Here is a 22,674-nt window from a genome sequence, read left to right on the forward strand (position 1 = left end):
CTTGGCGTTATTAGTTAAAAAATTTGGCGGCACTTCAGTTGGTTCAATAGACCGAATTGAAGCTGTCGCTGACCTTGTTGTACGATCTAAACAGCAAGGACATCAAATCGTAGTTGTTGTGTCAGCGATGTCTGGCGAAACTAATCGTCTTATTAATCTTGCAAAACAAATAGATTCCACCCCTAGTTCTCGCGAACTCGATGTACTGTTAACTACTGGTGAACAAGTCTCAGTAGCACTTCTTGCAATGGCAATTATCAAACGTGGTCATTCGGCAATTAGCTTACTGGCTGATCAAGCGGGTATTATGACGGATAATCTGTTTGGTAAAGCGCGGATTCAGATGATCCCGCCAAAACGCTTAAATCAAGAGCTAGAGCAGGGGCGTATTGTGATCCTTGCTGGATTTCAAGGACGTGATATCGAAGGGAATATCACGACGCTTGGTCGTGGTGGTACGGACACCACAGCGGTAGAAGTTGCAGCAGCAATTAATGCTGATGAATGCCAAATTTATACCGATGTTAATGGCGTTTATACCACCGATCCAAGGGTTGAGCCAAAAGCAAAACGAATGGATTACGTGACTTTTGAGGAAATGCTTGAGCTTGCCAGCTTAGGTGCAAAAGTTTTGCAAATCCGCTCTGTAGAAGCCGCTGGTAAACATAACCTGCCTTTACGTGTGCTTTCATCATTCGAACCTGATCATGGTACTTTAATTAGTTATGAGGAAAACCCTATGAATTCTAAAGTAGTTTCTGGGATTGCATTCAGCAAAGATGAGGTGCTGATCAAAGTACATAACTTAGAGAATACACCACAGCAACTGGCTGAATTATTAGAGATATTTTCTGATAACAACATAGAAATTGACATGATCAGTAATTTTTCCTGCAAAGGCGATAAAGTCGGCTATGCTTTAACTGTACATGAAGTCGATTCGCAGTTGGCAGAACAGTTAATTAAACAAAATCTTACAACTCTTAATGCGGATTCAGTTACAGTTAATGAAACTGTTGCTAAGATTTCTGTTGTTGGGATAGGAATGAAATCAAATGCTGGTGTCGCAGGAAAGCTTTTTAGAGCATTAGCAAATGAGAATATTAATGTTCAGCTTATTTCAACCTCTGAGATAAAAGTCTCGGTTTTAGTAGATGAGAAGTACCTAGAATTGGGAGTTAGAGCGTTACATAGTGCTTTTACTTTAGACCAGTAAAAGTTTCTAACTTTTTGAATAATATTCATGTAAAATGGAATTGATACGGAATCTTTAAACTTTGGATATTTAGGAGCAAAGAATGCTAATTTTGACTCGTCGCGTAGGTGAAACCCTAATGATTGGGGATGAAGTTACAGTTACTGTACTTGGCGTTAAGGGTAACCAAGTGCGTATTGGTGTTAATGCACCAAAAGATGTTTCAGTACATCGTGAAGAAATTTATATGCGAATTCAAGCTGAAAAAGCTAACTCTGAACCAGGCAACGAATAGTTTAGAGCAGAATTTTAAGAGCCAGCATTAATGCTGGCTTTTTTTTGTTTTTAATACCTTGTCACTGTTTTATCTACTGTTATGATGTATACAATTTTAACAATGATAAAAACGCTATGATCAAACAAACTTCTCTCGCATTAGCGGTAGGCCTTGCACTAACAGGTTGCATGGATACACAAACAAATTCGAATACAACCGCAATTGAAAAAACAGCCACAGAGCAAACAGCTCAATTATCTGAAAATCAAAAACTCAATCAACTTGTTGAAAGCTATTTTGATGAAGCTTTAGCATTTTCGCCGGTATCTGGTACTTATGTGGGTGAATCTCAATACAACAATCAATGGAGCCCGGTAATAAGCGCTGAAAACCGAGCGAAAGCAACGGCGTTTACTAAGAAATACCAGTCATTACTAGCTGCTATTGATGCTACAAAGTTAACCGGCCAAGATCTGTTAAGCTACCAAATTTTCAAGCGTGACTTAGCCCTTTCTTTGGAGTCAGAGAAATTTCCAAGCTACTTAATTCCAATTGATCAAATGGCGGGCGAACATAATACCTTTGCAAGCCTTGGTTCAGGTAAAAGTGCACAACCATTTACAACTAAGGCTGAGTTTGATGCCTTTATTGGTCGCGCTAATGGTTTTGTTACTTGGTTAGAAAGTGTCGAAGAAAATATGCGTGAAGGCATTAAGCAAAATGTGACTTTGCCTCAAGTGCTTGCGAAAAAGTTACTGCCACAATTCCAAGCCCACGTTGTAACTGATCATACACAAAGCGTTTTTTGGATGCCTGTAGCTGATATGCCAGAGTCAATTTCAGCACAAGATAAAGCGCAAATCGAAGCAGATTATCAAGCACTTATTTTGAACACGCTTGTGCCAGCATACGCAAAAATGGCTAAATTCTTAGAGCAAGAATACATTCCGGCAGCAAACGAGAAAGTCGGTTATGCAAACTTACCAAATGGTAAAGCATGGTATGAGTTTTTAATTAAACAACACACTACGCTTGATTTAAATGCTGAGGAAATTCACGAAATTGGTTTACGTGAAGTAGAGCGCATTTTAAATGAAATGAAAGGTGTGAAAGAAGCTGTTGGCTTTGAAGGTGATTTAGCCGCATTTTTCGTTCATTTACGTGATAGTGATGAGTTTTATTATGATAAGCCAGAAGATCTAGTAAAAGCGTATGAAGACGTAAAAGTTAAGATCGATGGCAAGCTACCTAAACTCTTCAATATCGCGCCAAAAGCAGATTATGTTGTTAAACCAGTAGAAGCATTTAGAGCGGCATCTGCTGCGGGCGCATCATATCAAGCACCAGCACCAGATGGTTCAAGACCGGGCGTGTTTTACATCAATACGCATAACCTAAAAGCGCAGCCAAAATTCTTATTAGAAACTCTTTCAATTCATGAAGCTGCTCCTGGTCACCACTTCCAAATTGCATTACAACAAGAAGTAGAAGGTTTACCACGTTTTAGAAAATTTGGTGGCTATACAGTATTTGCTGAAGGCTGGGCATTGTATGCAGAAAGTTTAGGTAAAGAGCTAGGCTTATTTACAGACCCTTACATGTGGTACGGACGTTTAGTTGATGAGCAATTACGTGCGATGCGCCTTGTCTTAGATACGGGTTTCCATGCGAAAGGTTGGACACGTGAGCAGGGTATTGAATACATGAAGGCAAATTCATCTATGGCTGAAAGTGACATTATTTCAGAAGTTGAGCGATATATTGGCTGGCCTGGTCAAGCGCTTTCATATAAGTTGGGTGAGTTTAAAATCCGCGAGCTGCGTGAAAAAGCGAAAACCTCACTTGGCGATAAATTTGATATTAAAGCGTTCCATACGCAAATTTTAATTGATGGTGCACTGCCAATGCCGATTTTAGAAGCTAAACTAGATAGCTGGATTGAAAGTGTAAAATAAGCAAATTTAAGTAGCAGTTTCGGCTGCTACTTAATGCAAAAACTTGTATATTCTAGCCGTCTTAGCTAGAAAAATAAGCAAACTGCATATTCTGTGAACGAACAGAAAAAATATGACTAAAATTGTTTGACTTATTTTCAATAGGCTTTAATATACGCACCCACAAGACGGAGAGGTGGCCGAGTGGCCGAAGGCGCTCCCCTGCTAAGGGAGTATAGGGTTTGTAGCCCTATCGAGGGTTCGAATCCCTCCTTCTCCGCCATGTCTTGTACGAGCTCGTAGAACAATTGGATAGTTTATCTAGGTTAAGTTGGCTACGAAAAAGGTTCGTGTACATCAGAGTAAGATGTAAAAACTAAAAATTTCGGACGCGTAGCTCAGCTGGATAGAGTACCTGGCTACGAACCAGGCGGTCGGAGGTTCGAATCCTCCCGCGTCCGCCACTTTACTAAAGTGGTTAAATAAATAGTCATCGGCTAAGATGTAAAATTAGAAATATCGCGGACGCGTAGCTCAGCTGGATAGAGTACCTGGCTACGAACCAGGCGGTCGGAGGTTCGAATCCTCCCGCGTCCGCCACTTCTTTTGAAGTGAAATCAACCGACAAACGTCGGTTTTTTTGTCTCTATAATTTAATAGACAAAAGCATCAGAGTAAGATGTAAAAACTAAAGCATATTGCGGACGCGTAGCTCAGCTGGATAGAGTACCTGGCTACGAACCAGGCGGTCGGAGGTTCGAATCCTCCCGCGTCCGCCACTTCTTTTGAAGTGATATCAACCGACGAAAGTCGGTTTTTTTGTGTCTAAAATTTGCTAGACACAGAACATCAGAGTCATATTTAAACGCAAATACATACTTCGACGGTTTAGCCCAGCTAGATAGAGTACCAAGCTACGAACCAAGCGGTCGGAGGTTCACTCTTTTAGGAAAAGAAGTCCCGCGCTAGCCACTTCTTTTGAAGTGATATCAACCGACAAACGTCGGTTTTTTTGTGCCTGAAATTTGTTAGATAGAAAGCATCAGAGTCAGATATAAACACTAAGACATATTACGAACGTGCAGCTCAGCTGGATAGAGTACCTGGCTATGAACTAGGCGGTCGGAGGTTCACTCTTTTAGATAAAGAAGTCCCGCGTCCGCCACTTCTTTTGAAGTGACATCAACCGACAAACGTCGGTTTTTTTGTGCATGAAATTTGTTAGATAGAAAGCATCAGAGTTAGATATAAACACTAAGGCATATTACGAACGCGTAGCTCAGCTGGATAGAGTACCTGGCTACGAACCATGCGCTCGGAGGTTTACTCTTTTAGGAATAAAAGTCCCGCGTTCGCCACTTCTTTTGAAGTGATATCAACCATTGAGCGTCGATTTTTTTTCTTAAAATTAGATAAATACTTTTTCAGATTTATCAAATTTCGCGATGATTCTGATTTTTGTAAACTTAATCAAGCTAATCAAAATTAAAATCGCCTTGTGACAATATTTCATCTACAGAGATACCTCTATTTATACTCCACTAATATTCGAGTCCATATTTTGAAAAATTGCGACATCAAATAAATATAACTTAGACTTAAATAATTGGTCTTACCAATTTTTAGTGTGATGACTTGCCTATTCGAATATACCGATTAAGCAGGTAATTTTATGTAAAAACAGCAGTAACATGCATAGCTGCTATCTACTTCCTCTCATATTAGATAAAAAAGGTCATGAAATAAGCTCATGTTTGTCATGTTTTTAGCCTATTGTTAATGACATGTTTAATCTTGTATAGTGTTGTGAATTGGTTTTACCAATTGACAACTACTTGTAAGTGATCAATATTGGTCATCACTTTTGAATAGTTATTAAGAAAAGTTAACTAAAAATTCTAATTTGAGGTGGGGAATGGATGTATCAGGATTGCTGATAGAAGCAGCTGTTTTAATGTTTACAGGTATGGTGGTGGTGTTTGTCTTTTTGACCATATTAATTTTTACCATTAAAGGCATGTCTAGAGCACTTGCTAACTTTGATACACCTGAAGTCAAACCAAACCCAGTTAAATTATCCGGTAATCAAGTACCAACTAGTCACGTAGCTGCGATTGCCGCGGCAGTCAAACAATACCGCGAAAAGCAATAATAAAAGGGGCCAAATCAATGTCACAATTAAAATTAACCGAATTAGTATTGCGTGATGCTCACCAGTCTTTGTTAGCAACGCGTTTGCGTTTAGAAGATATGTTACCCATTGCAGAGAAGCTAGATAAAGTCGGCTATTGGTCTATGGAATCTTGGGGTGGAGCGACATTTGACGCTTGTATTCGTTATTTAGGTGAAGATCCTTGGCACCGCATTCGTGCCTTAAAAGCGGCAATGCCAAATACTAAACAGCAAATGCTACTGCGTGGACAAAACTTACTAGGCTACCGTCATTATGCCGATGACGTTGTTGAACGTTTTGTTGAACGTGCACATAAAAACGGTGTTGACGTATTTCGTATTTTTGATGCGATGAATGATGTACGTAACTTAGAGACGGCAATTAAGTCTGCGGTAAAAGTAGGTGCACACGCGCAAGGTACAATCTCATACACAGTTAGCCCAGTTCACAACCTACAAATGTGGCTTGATCAAGCAAAACAGTTGGAAGATTTAGGTGTGCACTCAATCTGTATTAAAGATATGGCGGGTTTGCTCAATCCGTATGATGCGGAAAAACTGATCACCGGATTAAAAGAGACTGTTGCAGTGCCGATTGCAATGCAGTGCCATGCAACAACAGGTCTAAGTACAGCAACATACCAAAAAGCCATTGATGCCGGAATCGATATGCTTGATACCGCAATTTCTAGTATGAGTATGACTTATGGTCACAGTGCTACTGAAACTATGGTATCAATCGTTGAGAATACAGATCGTGCCACTGGCCTTGATATGAATCTATTGGAAGAAATTGCAGCCTATTTTAGAGAAGTACGTAAAAAATATGCGAAATTTGAAGGCAGTTTAAAAGGCGTTGATGGACGTATTTTGTTAGCGCAAGTGCCTGGCGGCATGTTAACAAACATGGAAAACCAGTTAAAAGAGCAGGGCGCAGAAGATAAGCTTGACGATGTATTACTGGAAATTCCAAAAGTACGTGAAGATTTAGGCTTTTTGCCATTAGTAACACCAACGTCGCAAATTGTTGGTACCCAAGCTGTTTTAAATGTACTTACTGGTGAGCGTTATAAAACAATCACTAAAGAGACCTCAGGTGTACTTAAAGGTGAGTATGGTGCAACGCCAGCACCAGTAAATAAAGAGCTACAAGAACGAGTTTTAGACGGTGCTGAGCCAATTACATGTCGCCCTGCGGATCAAATCGAGCCAGAGCTTAGTAAATTAGAACAAGAGTTAGATGAAATTGCGCAAAAAGATAAACTCGATTTAGCGGATGATGTGATTGATGATGTTTTAACGTATGCATTATTCCCGCAAATTGGCTTGAAATTCCTTAAAAACCGCAATAACCCTGATGCATTTGAGCCTGCGCCAAGCAATGAGCCGTTACCAACTGAGCAAACGCCAGCACCAAAAGGTAATGGTAAAACAGAACATTACAGTATTAGTGTTGACGGTAAAGTGTATGCGGTAAGTGTGGCGCCAAGTGGTGAATTAACCAATATTCAACCAGCACCAAGTGCTGCAAGCCAGCACACAGATGTATTGCCACAATCAGCTTCTGTTGATGCTGCCGAAACGCTAAATTCACCATTGTCAGGTAATATTTTTAAAGTGAGTGTAAAGCCTGGTCAACAAGTGTCTCAAGGTGATGTTGTGATTATTATGGAAGCGATGAAGATGGAAACTGAAGTTCGCGCAGCAAAAGACGGCACAGTAGCTGAAATATTTGTATCGGAAGGCGACTCAGTAGCGACTGGCGATCCTTTATTTTCGTTAGCGTAAGGTTGGAGAGGTGTAATGGAAAGCTTATTGACCTTATGGCAAGCGACGGGCATTGCTAATTTAGAATTGCCACAGTTAATCATGATGCTAGTTGGTGCACTATTGCTATACCTTGCAATTGTGCGCAACTTTGAACCTCTTTTATTAGTACCTATTGGTTTTGGTGCCATTTTAACTAATATTCCACTTGCTGGGCTGTCAGAGGCTGGTGGGTTACTTTATTACGTTTATAAAATTGGGATTGATTCAGGGGTGTTCCCACTGCTTATTTTTATGGGCGTTGGTGCGCTTACTGATTTTAGTGCGCTGATTGCGAACCCTAAAATGTTGTTACTAGGAGCGGCTGCACAATTTGGTATTTTTGCCACGTTATTTGGTGCAATATTCTTAAATTATATTCCTGGTTTTGAATTTACGCTGCAAGACGCTTCGGCAATTGCGATTATAGGTGGAGCGGATGGCCCAACTGCTATTTTCTTAGCGTCGAAACTGGCACCAGATTTACTTGGCGCGATTGCGGTTGCTGCTTACTCTTATATGGCATTAGTACCAATCATTCAGCCACCAATTATGAAGTTGTTTACTACTGAAGCTGAACGTAATATTGAAATGCCACAGTTACGTCATGTAAGCAAAGCGGAAAAGGTTATCTTCCCGTTATTAGTGTTAGTGCTTATAGCCATGTTTTTACCTGCGGCAGCACCACTTGTAGGTATGTTCTGCTTAGGTAATTTAATGCGTGAATCGGGTGTAGTGGATCGTTTAAGCAAAACAGCGCAAAACGAATTAATTAATATTACCACTATTTTCCTTGGTTTGGCTGTGGGTTCTAAGCTTGCTGCTGATCAGTTTTTAACAGTCGAAACTTTGGGTATTTTAGCCCTTGGCGCAGTGGCGTTTGGTATTGGCACTGCATCAGGTGTACTAATGGCTAAAGTAATGAACAAATTCAGCAAAACACCGATCAATCCACTTGTGGGTGCTGCGGGAGTATCAGCTGTGCCAATGGCTGCACGTGTTGTTAACAAAGTTGGATTAGAAGCAAATCCACATAACTTCTTGTTAATGCACGCGATGGGGCCAAATGTAGCAGGTGTTCTTGGTAGTGCAGTTGCTGCCGGTATACTGCTTGCCATGGTGGGATAAGTTTCATCGTAGAGCTCAACCAGCTCATTTCGCGGCCGTTAATTCGGCCGCTTTTTTATCTGCACTTTTCTCGATACAATCACTTTCTAAGCTAATACATTGGATTGTTTTAAATGAATGTTTTCATTTTGTTGATTGTGCTTTTTGTGGCATTAATTGTCATTATTCCACTGATTGAAAAATCGGGTGTGCGATTTTCAGAGCAGCAAACAGCTAAGATTGCTCGCTGGATTTGGCCACTGGTAATGATTTCAATGGTGATAAGCTTAATTTACCATTTAATGCGCTAAATGGGTTTCCTAAATCGGGTTTGCTGTAGTCGCACACTCCATTTGGGAATGTTTGTGCTAACTTGTCACGATAAGGGGCCATATCGATAGGGTGGTAAACACCTTGTTTTATAGCCTGCTCCACTGAAATTCGCTGGCATTTAAATACGCTGCCAGCCCAAGGGCCGCCAGCTTGAATGCGTGAGTTGGTATAAATTGGGAAATGACGCATGCACTCTCCGTCGTCTTGGTTATTCCAATCACCATTCCATACATCTTCTCCATCAGCGATAACTTCACCTTTTTCACCAAAGCAGCGATCACTGGCGTTTAACGGCGCTTTTTGTGTGGTTAACCACAAATCTAAAGTTTCAAAAGCTTCATTAAGTGGCGTGTAGTGCTTGTTTGATATCCAAATTCGGTGGTTTTTAAGGTTGCCATGTTGTTTCAGTATTCGTAAGCGAGTCGCAAAAGAAGTAGATATATGGTGCATATCAAGCTGCTCCTCGAGGTAGTGATGAATATCGATAGTAGGTATATCATTTACCCCTAAATAAACTTGGCCATAGCGATAGGCCTGTTGAATTGCCGCGATATTTGATTGAGTACGTTGTGCTGGCTTGTCGTCTGCACTCGTTATATTGTGGCGACTCCATTGCGTTAACCATATGGGTGTTTTAACAAAAGGAAAAAACAACAACTGCTCAGGTTGCTGTTTCGATTGCTGTTTCCAGCCACCAATATGGTAGTTGAGATGCAAAAACGTTTCGGGTGTTAATACTCCTTGCTGTAACCCTTTTAAACCATATTGCACACCTTGGTTGTCCCAAAGCGCAGGGGCATCCGTTTCATCTTTTTGCTGTGTAATAAGCGCTAAGTCTTGCCAATAACTCCAGTTAGTTTGCTGATTAACAGTTTGACTAAATAAAGGCTTTAAAAAACCTTGTGCTGGGTTATTAACAAGACTACTTAAGCCAAAATAACCATGTACACATTCACTGTATACTTTTGGGCGATACACTGTAGTGCCTGTTAGCAGTTGGTTGATAGGTGTGTAAAACCAAGATTTATGCTCAATTTCTGCATTATTTAAGCCTTCAACAGCACGTTTTTTTACGCTGTTATCCCACTGCGATAGCTCACTTTTAAAGTGGTAGTAGGTGTTAAATAAATCGCAATCTAAGGCGTAGATAGTTTGTGAAACCATGTCAGGGTAAGAGTAGAGCGGGATAGCTGCATCAATTAAGCCTGGGCTATTTTGTGCTATTAGATATTGAGCAAGGCCACCGCCAGAGCCGCCAATGCCAATGGTATATTTAGGTTTACCGTAAAGTGACTCAAATTGGCGTTTAACGCGCCAAGCAGTGTCCTCGGCAAGGAGCATATTATAGGTATAACTTGTTTTGTTGGCGCTTGATGTAATTACTGCATAGCCTTGATGTAATTCGCGATAGCGTCGATTAAGTAATTTAGCTGGATTAACTTTGCCTTGACGAAAGCCAATGCCAACACCGCCAGCAAACTGATAAATGAGTTTGTTGTTCCAAAGAGAGCGAGTTTTCCAACTACCAAATTCGTGTGGTGTAATTGGCATCGCAATGGTGTAGATATGTCGGTTAATTGTCCCTTGTTCTAATCTAATGAGTAGCAGCTGTTGGCTATTTTCTTTTCTTTTAAATTGTGAAAGGGAGAAAATCTCATCACTTTTACCCTCAGCGCTAAGAGCAAAGTAACGTAATTTTGAGCGTGCTAAACAGTCTTTACTGTAGCCCACAATAGTATTGGTGATTTTGCCTGTTTCATCTTCACGATAGACAGCAGTTCCAAATGCTTGCTGGTTATCTACCTCGGGTTGACCAAGCCCAGAGCGCATTGTGTCACAGGAAAATGGGTAGCGATTTGCGCCTGCGTAAAGAGGTGTAACGGGGCCTACGGAACCAAGCGCAAGTGGGTATTTAACAAAATCTGTTGGTCTTTTACTAAAGCGAATGTGTGACTCAACATCCAATTGGGTTGCCGTTTGTAAAGGTGCGGTGTTTAAAACGCGAAACTGGGAATGAGGTGCAGGAGTGCAAGTTAATAAAAAAGAACAAAGGCTTATAAGAATGAGGCGTCTGACGAGTAAAATAAACAACATAATATCTTCCTCCTTAGCCTTAAGTATAGGCAGAAGATATTTGCTCTGTTAGAACGAAAAAGGCACCCGAAGGTGCCTAATATGCTATTTTGCTAGAGCGAGTTGTAACTCTCTGTTTTTCTGTAAACTCGCAACCATATTTTGAGCATAAGGCTTAAAACTGGCTAATTCAGATTTAGGTAACGCCTCAGCTTTTGGTAGCTTAACAGTACGTGGATTACGATGAACCCCGTTTACTAAAAACTCATAGTGTAAATGTGCGCCTGTAACACGGCCAGTTGCACCAACAGTACCAATAAGTTGGCCTTGTTTTACTTTTTCACCGCGTTTAACTTTGCGCTTATGCAAGTGAAGGTACTTGGTTACGTATTCTTGCCCATGGCGAATAAAGACATAATTACCATTGTACTTGTTGTAACCAGCTTTAATCACCGTACCGTTACCAGCTGAAACAACCGGAGTACCAGTTTTTGCTGCGTAATCAATACCGCGGTGTGCTTTAACTTGACCAGTAACAGGGTGCTTACGGCGTGGATTAAAGCTTGAGCTTATATATTTGAAGTTAACCGGTGCTCGTAAAAAAGCTTTGCGTAAGCTACGACCTTCTGGGGTATAGAAATTATCATCGGTATGGCGCACTGCGGCATAGTTTTCGCCTTGGTTAATAAATTCAGCAGCTAAAATTTTACCTGTACCAATGTATTCACCGTCAACATAATGATTTTCATAGATTAGCGTAAATGCATCGCCCTTTCTCAAATCGTTGGCAAAGTCGATGTCCCAACCAAAAATATTAGCAAAATTAATGATTTGCTTTTCATTAAGGCCAGCGCTTATTCCTGCATTCCAAAAACTTGAATCAATAATACCTGATGCATATTCAGTGCGTTTTTCAATGTCTTTTTTATCAAGGCTTGAGCTAATTGTTTGATCATCGTTGAGTTTAACAATTAAAGTTTCTGTGCGGCTAATTTGATAGTTTAATTGAATAAGCTCGTTGTTTTCGTTTGCGGCAAAAAACAGCGAATCACCGGGATGGATATTAGTAAGCTGTTTGTTTAATTTATTTGCATTAATAATTTTATGCAGAGTAGAAGCTGAAAAACCTGCTCGTTTAAAGATTTTTGCGAGGTTATCGCCTTTTTTAACTTTGAACTCTTTAAAATCAAGAGTTACTACAGGCAACTCCACAGCAGGTTTGGCCGCAGCAGTTTCTTGTTCTAATTTTTCTACTTCAATTGCAAGTTCATAACGCTTGCCAATTTCAAGCGCATCTTGATTGGTTTGCCTTGACGCGCTCGCCTTTTCAGAGGGTAGAAGCACCAAAGCTGTAATAAATGTAACTACCCCAGCGAGCAACATTTTATGTTTTTTCGGTAGTTTTTTTACTTGCAAAACCATAATGTGCCTTTTGCTACATTAATTAAATAAAAGTGAATAAAATCAGAATAACCTTATATGACCTGTAGTGCCAGTGTTTTGTGCATTTAAAGTGACCAGAATATAGGGTAGAATCAAGAAATTGTTATCTTAAAAATGAATTTTTTGTCAAAGTACACAAATGTGCTTTGGTAAATGGAGAAATACATGGCTGATATCCAAGCTGCGTTAGCGGAAATAAAGCGTGGTGCAGAAGAAATCCTGATTGAAGAAGAATTAGTTGAAAAGCTAAAGTCAGGTAAAAAATTAAAAATCAAAGCGGGTTTTGATCCAACAGCGCCAGATCTTCATTTAGGTCACACTGTACTGATCAACAAAATGAAGACATTCCAAGATCTTGGCCATGAAGTTATCTTCTTAATTGGTGACTTCACGGGCATGATTGGTGACCCAACAGGTAAGAATGTAACGCGTAAACCGTTAACTCGTGAAGATGTGCTTGCCAATGCAGAAACATATAAAGAACAAGTATTTAAAATTCTTGATCCGGCAAAAACAACGGTTGCATTCAACTCTGAGTGGATGGAAAAGTTAGGTGCAGCAGGCATGATTAAACTGGCTGCGCGTCAGACGGTTGCGCGTATGTTAGAGCGTGATGACTTTAAAAAGCGTTATGCTGGTGGTCAGTCAATTGCAATTCATGAGTTCCTATATCCGCTTGTACAAGGTTGGGATTCGGTTGCTCTTGAAGCAGATGTTGAGTTAGGTGGTACCGATCAGCGTTTTAACCTGTTAATGGGTCGCGAATTGCAAAAAGACGAAGGTCAAAAGCCGCAAACAGTATTAATGATGCCATTACTTGAAGGTACTGATGGCGTTCAAAAAATGTCTAAATCATTAGGTAACTACATTGGTATTACGGACGCACCAAACGATATGTTTGGTAAAGTAATGTCAATCTCTGATGATTTAATGTGGCGTTACTACGAGCTACTAAGTGCGTTAAGCATTGAAGAGATTGAAGCGATTAAAGAAAAAGTAGCGAGTGGTATTAACCCGCGTGATATTAAAATTGATTTCGCAAAAGAAATGATTGCTCGTTTCCACTCTGCGGAAGCTGCTGAAGAAGCACATCAAGATTTCATTAAGCGTTTCCAAAAAAATGCGTTACCAGATGATATTCCTGAAGTAACAATTACGGCAGATGGCGAACTTACTATTGCTAGCTTACTTAAAGAAGTTGGTTTAGTTGCAAGTACATCAGAAGCAATTCGTATGATTAAGCAAGGTGCTGTTAAAATCAATGCGAAAGAAAAAGTGTCTGATAGCAAAATGCTGATTGAAGTTGGCAGTTGTGAAGTTTACCAAGTAGGTAAACGTAAATTTGCAAAAGTAACTGTAAATTAATAAAAGGAGCCCACGAAAGTGGGCTTTTTTATATGTCTAAAATAATTATCACAGAATATAAAAGCCCGGTAGGTGAATTGCTTATAGGGTCTATAGATGAACAATTATGCTTGTGTGATTGGCAAAATCGTAAAGCAAGGTCGCGTGTAGATAAACGAATTAGTAATGGGCTTAAGGCTGAGTTTATATTTGCTAAAAGTGAGTTTAATAAGCAGGTAATAAATCAGTTAGAAGCTTATTTTGCAAAAGAACTTAGCGAATTTTCATTGCCGTTGAAGTTGGTTGGTACTGACTTTCAGCAAAAGGTTTGGCAAGCACTGATGACAATTCCTTTTGCAAACACACAAAGTTACGGTCAATTAGCGCAGTCGATGAATATGCCAAGTGCGGTTCGCGCGGTGGCAAATGCCAATGGTGCCAATGCAATATCAATTATTGTGCCTTGCCATCGTATTATTGGCAGTAATGGTAAATTGACTGGCTATGCTGGTGGGCTTGATGCTAAACAGCGATTACTTGAAATTGAGGGCTTAATCTAAACCCTCAAACATTACTATTAAAAAGCACTAACCTTGTGGCAAAGTTCATTGGCAGCAATAAGCACACGGTTGGTGTAGCGATGTAAATGATCAGGATTTAGCTTGATTATTTGCCCTTTTTTCACAGCAGGGATAGATACCATACCTTGCCAAATCTCAGACTGCACATTGTGTTCATCCATTTCTGAAATCACAATAAATTCAGGCTGTTTCAGCATTACTTGTTCTTTATTAACCGTTGGGTAATTAACATCACTTGCAGCAAACACATTTTCAAGGCCACATATTTCAAAGATTTGATTAACCAAAGTGTGCTTATTTGCAGTCATAATAGGGGTATGCCATAGCTGAAAAAACGCTGGGGCGAATTGTGACTTTTGGTAGTGCTGTTTTAATTGTGCAATATCGCTTTTAAATTGTGTGGTGTAGTTTTTGGCCGCGACTTGTTGCGCTAACTTCTCACCAAGCGCTGTAACTTCTTTTTCGATATCTTCGAGCGTATGTGGATCTGATATAAATACATTTAGCCCTAATTGCTTCATTCTTTCAATTTGCCCAAGTTTGGCATTCGAGCGCCAAACTAAAACAAGGTCGGGGTTTAGCTCAACTAACTTTGCTAAGTTTATGCCGTTTGCATCAGCAATTATTGGGTGCTTTTTTGCATCTTCAGGGAAATCACTATAGCTACTTACCGCGATTACGTGATCACCACTACCAAGTGAATAGGTCCACTCCGTTAAGTGAGGAGCAAGTGTGGCAATACGTTTAGGTGAAGCTGAAAGAGCATGGCTGAAAAAAAAGAAAAATGACAATACAAGACTATAGATAATGGGTAAGCGCATAAATTGTTTCCAACAATAAAATAATCACAAGCCAAAATAGGCTAGCAAAAAGAAGTGCATTTTTAGCGTGTTTAATGGCATCTATTTTGGGTAAATGTTTTGGCCCAATGCGTGTTTTGCTGTACCTAACCCCTTGATAAAAAGCAGGGCCACCAATTTGTTTGTCAATATATCCGGCAAGGCATGAAAGTAGAAAGCAAGAATTCTTGTTATAACCATTACTGACAAATAAAGAAAGATAATGAAAACCATTGGTGCGCGGTTTTAATAGTAGTGGCAAGCAAAATAGGCGTAATGGAATATATTCGAACGCGGCAATAATGGCGTTACTTGCAAGGCTAAATTTACTATTGGGTGGTGTTTCTTTTGAATATGCATTGGCGCAGATAAGTGTTAAGCAATATACCAAGGCAATCACAAAACCAAAGCAGTAATAAAATACCAAGGGGATAAAAAATTGACGCACGAAGCTTAAGCTTTGATATTCGATAATTGCTTTTATCATTCCCGTTTCAGATAAATTAGTGGTGTCGCGCCTTAAAAATTGGCTCAAAATATCGCGTACCACAGGTTTTTGATTCTGTGCCAACAACCAAGTGGCGCGTTTTAGTTTTGGGTTACTGTACGGATTAGAAATAAATAAAAACAAAACCAGTAACTCAAATGCGATTGGGAAATGGGCAAAGCTAATAACGCCAATACTTAATATGGTAAAGCAGCAAACGATTAATGAGGTTAAAAACAGAGACGAAAATACTAGATAAAATGGGGATGACTTATCGTCATAAATGCGTTTTGCAAGTTTGCCAATTAATAGTCGAATTAGCGGTGTAGGGTGATATTCAGCGGGTAGATATATAAAGGAAGTAATCAGTGCAAGCAGCAAGGTGCTCCATGCACTGATAGAAAAAAGTGGGAGTTCAAATCCCACTTACAGAGAAACCTGCTTTAAGTTATTTAGTAATGCAATAACCATTTCAGAAGAGTTTTCTGACGCTTTTACTAGGTATGATTCAAATGACTCTGGTGACTCTTTACCGGCAATATCCGAAAGTGAACGGATAACCACAAATGGTGTATTTAACTGATGACATACTTGTGCAATAGCTGCGCCTTCCATTTCAACAGCTAGCATATTTGGAAACTGCTCACGTGTTTTTTCGATGCGAACAGGGTCACACATAAATGAATCACCTGTACAAATTTGGCCAACCATTGTTTTAATGCCTTTCGACATAGAAGCAATCGCTTTTTCTGCATTTTCTACCAGTGTTTTATGTGCAATAAACGCAGGAGGCATTTGTGGTACTTGACCCATTTCGTAACCAAAAGCAGTAACATCAACATCGTGATGACGAACTTCGCTTGAAATAACCACATCGCCTACGTTTAAGCTTTGTTCAAAACCACCTGCAGAACCCGTATTAATGATGCAGTCAGGTGCAAAAAGTTCAATCATTAGCGTTGTAGCAAGTGCCGAAGCAACTTTACCAATACCTGACTGAACTAAAATAACGTCCTGATCTGCCAATTGACCTTGGTAAAAAGTGAAACTACCACGTTCAGTGATTTGCGTGTTTTCGATAGCAGCTTTTAAAATTGCTACTTCAGGCTCCATTGCGCCGATAATACCGATTTTCATGATGATTTTGCCTATCTAGAAAGCGAATAAAATAAATATGGCGGAATTATAGCTAGGTTAACAAGCAATAGACAAACAAAACCCGCAATATGCGGGTTTTTATAAGAAAGTTTAAACTTGTGCCAGTGCGGTTGACTGTGACTTAATTTGTGAAGGTGATAGCACAGGGGTATTTTTAATCGTTGATTTACGAATAGGCTTACTGGTATTCACTTGTTTGCCCAATTTAAATAAGATGGCTTGTCTTACTTCTTGTGCTTTGTAGCCTGATTTCACTTTAATACGAATTAGTGGAATGCCAGCAGATTCTAAAGCGCCATTTACAAACCAATCTTTTTTCGCTTTATGGCCGTTCTTGCTTGCGTTATTCACAAGGTCAATTGCTGCGACAATTTTTAGGCTTTCTTTATCAAGCAGTACATAATCTAATTGCTTATTTTGTGCTTTTGCCAGCGCACTGCGACGAGATTTATCGTCTGTGCCTGGTTGGAAATCTAACACATCAACCAGTCGTACACGACTTACAATTTTATAATCCGAACCAATCGCTTTTTCTAAAAGGTTAAGAAATGCGGTTTCTACCTGTGTAAATAGCGACTTCTTTTGTGTGAATGGGTAGGGGTTTCCCGAATGGGTAAACTTTGAAGCAACAAAGGCTGCCACAACTACCAGTACTAAAATTAATAAAGAAACAAGTTCCATAAATACTCCAAATCAAAACTTTGACGCAAATTTTTACAAACAAACTTAAGCAATTTGAATGCCACAATTAATTTTGTTTTTAAGTATATAAACGATGATTTTAGCCTGCTTAACGTCCTTCACTACTTGTTACTCGCGGAGAACCTAGGTAAAATTTGAAGATTCCGTTGTGCTCATTCGAATTTGGGTATTGCCGCAACGCACTGTTCGGTATCTAGATTGACGCAATAAAATAACAATAAATGGTGTTAATTATGCGCTTCGCTCGACTTTGCCTGTTAAATAAAACGTTTAGCAAAAACGTAAAAACTGTTGTTAATACAATGCTTGCAACTTCTTTTGTTGCTTTAGCACCGCTAACAACTGCCTCTGCCAGTACTTTAGTGCTGCTCTCTGATGATCTCACAGTTTGTTCTAGTGAAAACCAACGCTTCTGTACTGAAGCTGGTAAAAATTCGTTTTCTGATGATGTAAAACAAAAAGCTATTTTTGATATTACTGATGAAGCATTAGTCCGTGTTTCTGAATACCCATGGACAGAACAAGAAGAACTAAAAAAACAAGTTGCTGATATTTTAAAGACAGTTAAACCTAAATTTGAAAATGTAAAACTAACAGAGCGTCAATTTGTGCGAGCATTGCGTGGTGTTACGACAAAAGCGGGTGAAGAGTCAGTTTCTGGTCGTGATATTTGGCAAAGTTTATATGAGTTTGAAAGACGCAATTTATTTGACTTACTTGAGCAAAAGCAAGTTGAAGGCCGTAACAACCGCTTAAAAACCCAAGTGAATTTAGCCCAGAGCACAAACGTTGAAGCGTCTCTGGCTTATCAAAAATTATATGATTTAAGTGCGGAAATTGCTGGTGGTAAACGTAAACCACGTATTGCTGTTATTACTGGCACTAACCGTGACCCATACGCTAAAGTGGATTACTACTTAAATTTATTCGAGCAAGTAGGCTTTGAAGCAACGTGGTTACCAATTGATGCCGCAATGCAAACCGCAATTACTGCAAAAGACTACGAGAAAACAGCCTGTGATAGCTTGGAAGATTTTCAGGTTAAGCGCCTAGCAAGTTTCCGTCGTGAAGTGCTTTACCCTGATTTATTCCAACAGCAAGTGAGTGAATGTAAAAAATCAGAACCACTACTTGGCACGATTAAACGTATGGATGCTATCTATATTGCTGATGGTAGCCCGTTATTAAGTTATCACGCATTTTATACACCAACAGGCAGCCACAGTGCTGCGCTTGATAAAATCGTTGATATGTATAAAAACAACGAAGTACTGGTTGCCGTTGAAGGTGGCAGTATTAATGCTATTACCAGTAATTCAAAACCGTTAAGTATTTTAACCGGTGTTGTGAATGAGATTAATACAGTTGAGCCTGTTTCATTTGCTTCAGGTAATGATGCATGTAGCCTAGGTGCAGATTGTATTGCACTTGAAAGCGAACGTGAGTTTGCTGTGGTAGAGTCGGCAATTTTACCTTTCCTACCAAGTGGCATTATTGATACACAAGTATCTGAGCGTGGTAAGCAATTGCGTGGTATTCATGCGGCATTATTTAGCTCTAATCAACGCTTATTTGGTTTGGATAATAAAACGTCTGTAGTAATGCAAACCAAAGAAACGCATTCAGAAGTTGAAGTAATTGGCTCTGGTGGTTTGTGGTTATTTGAAGTAGCAAAAGAGAATAATCAAGAAGGTGTGCGTGAGTTTACCAGCCATTACTTTACCCATGGTGACCAAGTTTCATTGCGTAACGGTAATGTGTCTGTTGAGTTTCCAAGCTGGAAGTATGCAACTCAATTAACTGGTTCTCAACCACAAGTAACTTCGGCACAAGCACTTGCTCGCGATAATTTTTATAAGTTAAATGAAATGATGTGTAAAACAGGTGCGAAGCAAGCCCTGGGTAATGACACAGTGAATGAACAGGAAGTTAACATTTCGATTTCGCAAAATAGTTCAGCTTTAGCGCGTTTGGGAATTGTGAAAGTACGTGGCGGTGAATTCCAAGTATGTTCTTTATCTCAGGTAGCTAATAAGTTGACGGTTGCACAACCACTTTAACTTTCTCAAGGTGAGTTATAACTTGGACTATAGTTAACAATTATGATTAGCTCACCGACAAGCTTTTGGGTTTTAGCCCTTAATCGATTAATAGACCGCTTTGGCACAGGTAAGGCCGGAGCGGTTATTTTCATTTTAATTCAATTAATCGCCCTCGCTGTTGCCTGTATCTATTATTATATTTCGCTAGGGCAGATCCCTTGGCTTGAAGTAGTCGGTATGTTGGTATTCGCAGCCATACTGGCGCCGCTTTTTATCATTTCGATTTTTGATATTAACCACCAATTAAGCACCTCAAATAACTATATAGAGAGCGCGACTAAGCAAGAAAAGCTTCTCAACCAAAGCCTTAAAGAGAATATTCGCCGTTTAAATAATGAAATTGACGACAGAAAACTCGCTTTCCAAGCAAAACGCCGTGCAATAGAAGAGCTTCGTCGCGAAATTGCTGAACGTAAACGCACACAGCAAGAATTAGATGAGCAAGAAGTACTTTTGCGATCGATTGTTGATTCATCTCCCGATTTATTCTATTACCGTGATAATTCAGGGCGATTCGCTGGCTGCAACAGAATGTTCGAAGAAGTGATGGGGTTATCTTCCCATCAACTGATAGGGCGTCGCGCCGATGATATTTTTGGAAAAGGGCAAACACCTTCGGTATTAAACACCGATAACGAGGTTCAGCAAAATCATGTCTCTGTTACCTTAGACGTAAGCTGCAAGGTGAATGAAGATTTACGGTGGTTTGAGATGCGTAAGGTACCTTTTTTTAACCCCAATAAAGAGTACATTGGGTTACTAGGTTTTGGCCGTGATATTACATCGCGTAAACAAGCTGAGCAGGATTTAGAAACCGCGTACAAAGATAAAGGTAAGTTTATAGCGACTTTAAGTCATGAGCTTCGTACACCGCTCAATGGTATTGTTGGCTTAACACGCATGTTACTGGATACTGAATTGAGTAGTGAACAGCGTAGTTGGTGTAATACGGTGTTTTCAAGTGCCGAGACCTTAGGCAATATTTTTAATGACATTATTGATTTAGACAAAGTAGATAGAGAGCAGCTGGATATTGCATGTGAAAGCGTTAACCTTGCTGATTTTCTAAATGATATTTTCAATTTTGGCGGTTTGATCGCACAGCAAAAAGAGCTTGAATTTAAAGTGCTGCAAGAAGGTGTGTTTGACGTTCATGTTGAAATTGACCCAACGCGTTTACGCCAAGTGCTTTGGAACTTAATTAATAACGCAGTTAAATTTACCCAACACGGCACAGTTACTTTAGATTGCAAACGTGTTTATCGGGGTAGTAAATCATTTTTGCAGGTTAGTGTGAGTGATACTGGTATTGGTATTGCAAAAGACGAACTCAGTAGAATATTCGATTTATACTACAAAGTACCAGATCTTTCTGGTGGTAATGCTCTTGGCTCAGGTATTGGTTTAGCAGTATCACGTGCGCTTATTATTGCGATGGAAGGTGATATTCATGTAGATAGTGAGATGGGAGAGGGTAGTACCTTCAATATTGAAATCCCATTGGTATTAACTGAGCAACCGGTACAGCAAGTATATGATGGGCGTCCGTTAAATATTCTATTAGTAGAAGACGTACCATTAAATGCTGAAATTGCAACAAACTTACTTGAACAACGTGGTCATGATGTTATTTGGGCTGAAACTGGCGAGGATGCCTTATCATTTATTGAAACAGAAGATGATCTTGATTTAGTGTTGTTAGATATGCAACTGCCAGACATTAATGGTGATCAGGTTGCACGAATTGTGCGCTCAAGAGAAGAATTTGATCATCTACCGTTAGTTGCATTAACAGCAAATGTACGTCGCGCTGAAGAAGATTTAGCTGGCGTTAAAATGCAAGGCTCTCTTGCGAAACCGATAAATACCCGCAAGCTTGATAGCGTGCTTGCTGAGCTCTTCCCACATTCAACTAAAGCAGTAGAGCTTGAAAAAGCTCCTGCTATTAAACAATCTGATATTGAAATACCCGATAGTCACTTACTTGATATGGAAACATTAACAGATTTTGTGGATTCTATGGGTGTGCAGTCGTTTGCTCGTGGCGTTCAATTATTTGAGAAGCTTTGGCCAAACTATTTAAATGAATTAAAGCAAGCATTACAAAATAAGAATTACAGCGAATATAAATCTGTGGCACATAAATTAAAAGGTGCGGCAGGCTCAGTTGCGTTAAAAGATGTTCAGAAACTTGCTAAACAGATGGAAGATAATGCTGAAACAGCAGAAGATGCGCAATTAGAAGCGTGGTTGGTTAGTCTTGTTACAGACATAGAAAAAGGGCTTAAAGCCCTTAATCAAGTATTGGATGAAAACGATTAATTAATCGATTTTACCAATAAAGCGATAACCTTCACCGTGAATGGTGCTGATAAGCTCAGGCGTATTTGCTTCGCTTTCAAAATGCTTACGAATACGACGAATCGTTACATCAACAGTTCTATCGTTAGCGCGAAGCTCGCGGCCAGTCATGTGCTTAATAAGCTGTTCGCGGCTGAAGATTCTGCCTGGTGAGTCAAGCATTAAACGTAATGCACGGTATTCACCTTTAGGTAAGCGCTTAACATCACCTGTTGGAGACGTTAAACAACGACTATTTTCATCTAGCTCCCAACCATTAAATGTCAGTAAGCCAGAACTATTGCTTTCAACTTCTTCACCGCTTGAGTTAGTGCGCGTTAATAAATTGCGTGCACGAATTGTCAACTCTCTAGGGTTGAAAGGCTTTGTGATATAGTCGTCGGCACCAATTTCTAAACCAAGAATACGGTCTACATCGTTGTCACGACCAGTTAAGAAAATAAGGCCAATATTGCGCTGCTGACGAATTTCACGAGCCAGAATTAAACCATTTTTCCCTGGTAAATTGATGTCCATAATTACCAAGTTAATATCATCATTTTGCGAAATACGCTCGTGCATTTCTTCACCGTCCACGGCTTCAAGCACTTTATAGCCTTCAGCTTCAAATAAGCTGACAAGATTTAACCTAGTTACGTCTTCATCTTCGACGATTAAAATCACAGGCGTCTGCATTCTTATTTAACCCTTATAGGTAAATTAAAATTATTTTCAGTAATTACTTACAATTTAGGATTATAGGGGCTATCACTTTAGTAAA

17 protein-coding genes and 4 tRNA genes are annotated in these 22,674 nt (G+C 39.7%); 14 read left to right on the top strand and 7 right to left on the bottom strand.

The genetic code is table 11. The features are described from left to right. Position 1: 1 nt before the first annotated feature. From AAEU29_RS00175 to AAEU29_RS00220, 10 genes are all read left to right on the top strand, one after another. Positions 2-1,216 carry an aspartate kinase gene (locus tag AAEU29_RS00175; protein WP_421971570.1) on the top strand — a complete coding sequence of 405 codons (1,215 nt, stop codon included), beginning with the start codon at positions 2-4 and terminating at the stop codon, positions 1,214-1,216. Positions 1,217-1,298: 82 nt separating this feature from the next. Next, on the top strand, positions 1,299-1,490 hold the full coding sequence (gene csrA, locus AAEU29_RS00180; RefSeq protein WP_274761899.1) for a carbon storage regulator CsrA: 192 nt from the start codon (positions 1,299-1,301) through the stop codon (positions 1,488-1,490). A gap of 116 nt (positions 1,491-1,606) precedes the next feature. Then, positions 1,607-3,427: a DUF885 domain-containing protein gene (locus AAEU29_RS00185; RefSeq protein WP_421971571.1), complete on the top strand. Its 1,821-nt coding sequence runs from the start codon at positions 1,607-1,609 to the stop codon at positions 3,425-3,427. Between the two features lie 169 nt (positions 3,428-3,596). Further along, positions 3,597-3,689, top strand: a tRNA-Ser gene (locus tag AAEU29_RS00190). 104 nt (positions 3,690-3,793) lie between these two features. After that, a tRNA-Arg gene (locus tag AAEU29_RS00195) sits at positions 3,794-3,870 on the top strand. A 59-nt stretch (positions 3,871-3,929) separates the two neighbouring features. Beyond that, positions 3,930-4,006: transfer RNA gene (locus AAEU29_RS00200), tRNA-Arg, on the top strand. Positions 4,007-4,108: 102 nt separating this feature from the next. Then, positions 4,109-4,185: transfer RNA gene (locus AAEU29_RS00205), tRNA-Arg, on the top strand. 1,136 nt (positions 4,186-5,321) lie between these two features. Beyond that, complete coding sequence (locus tag AAEU29_RS00210; RefSeq protein WP_421971572.1) at positions 5,322-5,558, top strand: OadG family protein; 237 nt, start codon at positions 5,322-5,324, stop codon at positions 5,556-5,558. Between the two features lie 17 nt (positions 5,559-5,575). Further along, positions 5,576-7,366 (top strand): sodium-extruding oxaloacetate decarboxylase subunit alpha, encoded by a 1,791-nt coding sequence (gene oadA, locus AAEU29_RS00215; protein WP_421971573.1) that lies wholly within the window; start codon positions 5,576-5,578, stop codon positions 7,364-7,366. 15 nt (positions 7,367-7,381) lie between these two features. Next, positions 7,382-8,512: a sodium ion-translocating decarboxylase subunit beta gene (locus tag AAEU29_RS00220; RefSeq protein WP_421971574.1), complete on the top strand. Its 1,131-nt coding sequence runs from the start codon at positions 7,382-7,384 to the stop codon at positions 8,510-8,512. A gap of 213 nt (positions 8,513-8,725) precedes the next feature. Here the strand turns inward: AAEU29_RS00220 and AAEU29_RS00225 are convergent, their stop codons facing one another. After that, on the bottom strand, positions 8,726-10,918 hold the full coding sequence (locus AAEU29_RS00225; protein ID WP_421971575.1) for a DUF6351 family protein: 2,193 nt from the start codon (positions 10,916-10,918) through the stop codon (positions 8,726-8,728). An 84-nt stretch (positions 10,919-11,002) separates the two neighbouring features. After that, positions 11,003-12,319: a peptidoglycan DD-metalloendopeptidase family protein gene (locus AAEU29_RS00230; RefSeq protein ID WP_421971576.1), complete on the bottom strand. Its 1,317-nt coding sequence runs from the start codon at positions 12,317-12,319 to the stop codon at positions 11,003-11,005. Between the two features lie 186 nt (positions 12,320-12,505). On the opposite strand from AAEU29_RS00230, the gene tyrS reads away from it, so the two are divergent. Together tyrS and AAEU29_RS00240 are read left to right on the top strand one after the other, a co-directional pair. After that, a complete protein-coding gene (tyrS, locus tag AAEU29_RS00235) occupies positions 12,506-13,705 on the top strand; it encodes a tyrosine--tRNA ligase (protein WP_421971577.1) in 1,200 nt (399 codons plus the stop codon). Positions 13,706-13,737: 32 nt separating this feature from the next. Further along, positions 13,738-14,244, top strand: coding sequence for a methylated-DNA--[protein]-cysteine S-methyltransferase (locus AAEU29_RS00240; RefSeq protein ID WP_274763335.1), 507 nt, complete (start codon positions 13,738-13,740; stop codon positions 14,242-14,244). Positions 14,245-14,261: 17 nt separating this feature from the next. On the opposite strand, the gene AAEU29_RS00245 is transcribed toward AAEU29_RS00240, so the two are convergent. From AAEU29_RS00245 to AAEU29_RS00260, 4 genes are all read right to left on the bottom strand, one after another. Beyond that, positions 14,262-15,086 (bottom strand): helical backbone metal receptor, encoded by an 825-nt coding sequence (locus AAEU29_RS00245; protein WP_421971578.1) that lies wholly within the window; start codon positions 15,084-15,086, stop codon positions 14,262-14,264. After that, positions 15,064-16,017, bottom strand: coding sequence for a cobalamin biosynthesis protein (locus AAEU29_RS00250; protein WP_421971579.1), 954 nt, complete (start codon positions 16,015-16,017; stop codon positions 15,064-15,066). The genes AAEU29_RS00245 and AAEU29_RS00250 overlap by 23 nt, the downstream gene beginning before the upstream one ends. Further along, positions 16,018-16,728 carry a 5'-methylthioadenosine/S-adenosylhomocysteine nucleosidase gene (gene mtnN, locus AAEU29_RS00255; protein WP_421971580.1) on the bottom strand — a complete coding sequence of 237 codons (711 nt, stop codon included), beginning with the start codon at positions 16,726-16,728 and terminating at the stop codon, positions 16,018-16,020. It lies immediately after the preceding gene. 111 nt (positions 16,729-16,839) lie between these two features. Continuing rightward, positions 16,840-17,430: a DUF2726 domain-containing protein gene (locus AAEU29_RS00260; RefSeq protein WP_421971581.1), complete on the bottom strand. Its 591-nt coding sequence runs from the start codon at positions 17,428-17,430 to the stop codon at positions 16,840-16,842. Between the two features lie 254 nt (positions 17,431-17,684). On the opposite strand from AAEU29_RS00260, the gene AAEU29_RS00265 reads away from it, so the two are divergent. Both AAEU29_RS00265 and AAEU29_RS00270 read left to right on the top strand, forming a co-directional pair. After that, positions 17,685-19,511, top strand: coding sequence for a type 1 glutamine amidotransferase family protein (locus AAEU29_RS00265; protein ID WP_421971582.1), 1,827 nt, complete (start codon positions 17,685-17,687; stop codon positions 19,509-19,511). 42 nt (positions 19,512-19,553) lie between these two features. After that, positions 19,554-21,875, top strand: a complete 2,322-nt coding sequence (locus AAEU29_RS00270) for an ATP-binding protein (RefSeq protein ID WP_421971583.1) — start codon at positions 19,554-19,556, stop codon at positions 21,873-21,875. Here AAEU29_RS00270 and arcA read toward each other — a convergent pair whose 3' ends face one another. Then, positions 21,876-22,589 (bottom strand): two-component system response regulator ArcA, encoded by a 714-nt coding sequence (arcA, locus tag AAEU29_RS00275; RefSeq protein ID WP_274763315.1) that lies wholly within the window; start codon positions 22,587-22,589, stop codon positions 21,876-21,878. Positions 22,590-22,674 lie beyond the last annotated feature (85 nt).

The organism is Pseudoalteromonas aquimarina, from assembly GCF_049257255.1.
GTDB lineage: Bacteria > Pseudomonadota > Gammaproteobacteria > Enterobacterales > Alteromonadaceae > Pseudoalteromonas.